Annotated in this window: 1 protein-coding gene; it reads left to right on the plus strand. The window is 75.4% G+C overall.

The window, feature by feature from the left end; genetic code table 11:
• Window positions 1–1651: aminotransferase class III-fold pyridoxal phosphate-dependent enzyme (locus AXW62_RS38020; RefSeq protein WP_060948381.1), on the plus strand; the 1651-nt coding region annotated here is incomplete at its 5' end.
• Between the last annotated feature and the right edge of the window lie 187 nt (window positions 1652–1838).

The following is a 1838-nucleotide window of genomic DNA, read 5'->3' on the forward strand; positions in this document are numbered from 1 at the left end:
CGCCGGCGACGCCGAGGAGCGGGCGCGGGCCGGCGGGGTCCGGCTCACGCCGGCCGCCGCCGAGGTGGCCGGGCCCGGCGGAGACGTGGCGGCGCTGGTGGCGGAGGCCGGGCGGCGCAACGCCGAAGCCCTGGGCCGGGCGCCGGAGTTCTTCGCGCTGGACGGCGGATTCCACGGCAAGCTCGTGGGCAGCCTCCAGCTCACCCACAACCCCGCCTTCCGCCTGCCGTTCCAGGGGCTCGGCGCACGCGCCCGCTTCGTCCCCGCCGACCGGCCCGAGGAGGCGCTGGAGTACGTCGAGGCCGAGCAGCCCCATCTGCTCGACGTCGTCGCCGAGGACGGGGTGGTGGACGTGGTGCGGCGGCCGGTGCCGTTCGTCGCCGCCTTCGTCGTCGAGCCCATCCAGGGCGAGGGCGGCATCCACGAGCTCACCGCCGACCAGGCCAAGCGGATCGCCGACGTGTGCCGGACGCTCCAGTGCCCGCTGGTGGTCGACGAGATCCAGACCGGCGCCGGGCGCACCGGGGCCTTCTTCGCCAGCGCGGGCATCGGCCTGACCGGCGACTACTACACGCTGGCCAAGAGCGTCGGCGGCGGCCTGGCCAAGACGTCGATGCTGCTGGTGCGGCGGTCGGCGTACGTCAAGGAGTTCGAGCTGCTGCACAGCTCGACGTTCGCCAAGGACAGCTTCTCCTGCGCGATCACCGAGAAGGTGCTGGAGATGCTGGAGCGCGACGACGGGGCCGCCTACCGGCAGGCCGCCGAGCGGGGGGCGCGGCTGCGCGCCGCCCTGGAGGAGGTGCACGCCGAGTTCGGGGACGTGGTGCGCGGCGTGCGCGGGCGGGGCCTGCTGCTCGGGTTCGAGTTCGCCGACCAGTCGGCGTCCGGCTCCGCGGTGATCCGCAACTACGCCCGCGGCGGGTTCTTCGGCTTCGCCGTCTCCGGATTCCTGCTGCGCAAGTACCAGGTGCGGCTGATGCCGACGGGCAGTTCCCCGCACACGTTGCGGATCCAGCCGTCGTACGCCGTCGACGACGCCGCGATCGACCGGCTGGCGGCGGGCCTGCGGGAGGTGTGCACGCTGCTGCGGCACCAGGACGCGCTGCACCTGGTGCACCCGCTGACCGGTGGGGACACCCCGCTGCCGCGCACGGACGTACGGGACTTCCGGTCCGCGGCGCCGGCGGGCGAGGACGCCGGAGCGGCGGCCACGGCCACCCGGGTCGCGTACGTGGCCGACCTGGGCACGCCTGAGGCGCTGCGGCGTTTCGACCCCTCGCTCGCGGAGCTGGACGACGCCACGCTGCGGTCGTTCGTGGCCCGTTCGGCGCCGGTGCGCGCCATGGCCCCGTGCCCGCCGTCGCGATACCGCGCGGCGGACGGCGGCACGGTGGAGGTGACCGTCTTCCCCCTGCTGGTCGAGGAGTCGGCCGGCGACACGGCGGGCACCCTGGCGGCCGATGTGGCCGGGCAGGTCGCGGCAGCGCGGGCCGCCGGGCACACGTCCGTCGTGGTGAGCCCCGCGCTGCGCCGGCTGACCGGAGAGGACGTCCCGGCGGAGGCGATACGCGCGCCCGAGGGGCTGGTGCTGCCCCCGGGCTTCGGCCTCGACGGCGCCCCCGGTCTGCCGCCCGCGGCGCCGGCGCCCTGAGCGCGTTCCGGCGGGTGAACGGCCCTGCCCGGTGCGCGGAGCACCGGGCAGGGCCGTTCACCATGTTCCTGATGTGGGTTCCTGATGTGGGTTCCCGATGACGTTCCTGATGACGGTTCCTGATGACGGGCGGAACGTTCCCGTGACGGACGGGCATGCGGCGCGGGCCCGCGGCCGGTGGTACGGC

Origin of the sequence: Streptomyces hygroscopicus subsp. hygroscopicus, from assembly GCF_001553455.1 — a bacterium.
Taxonomy (GTDB): domain Bacteria; phylum Actinomycetota; class Actinomycetes; order Streptomycetales; family Streptomycetaceae; genus Streptomyces; species Streptomyces hygroscopicus.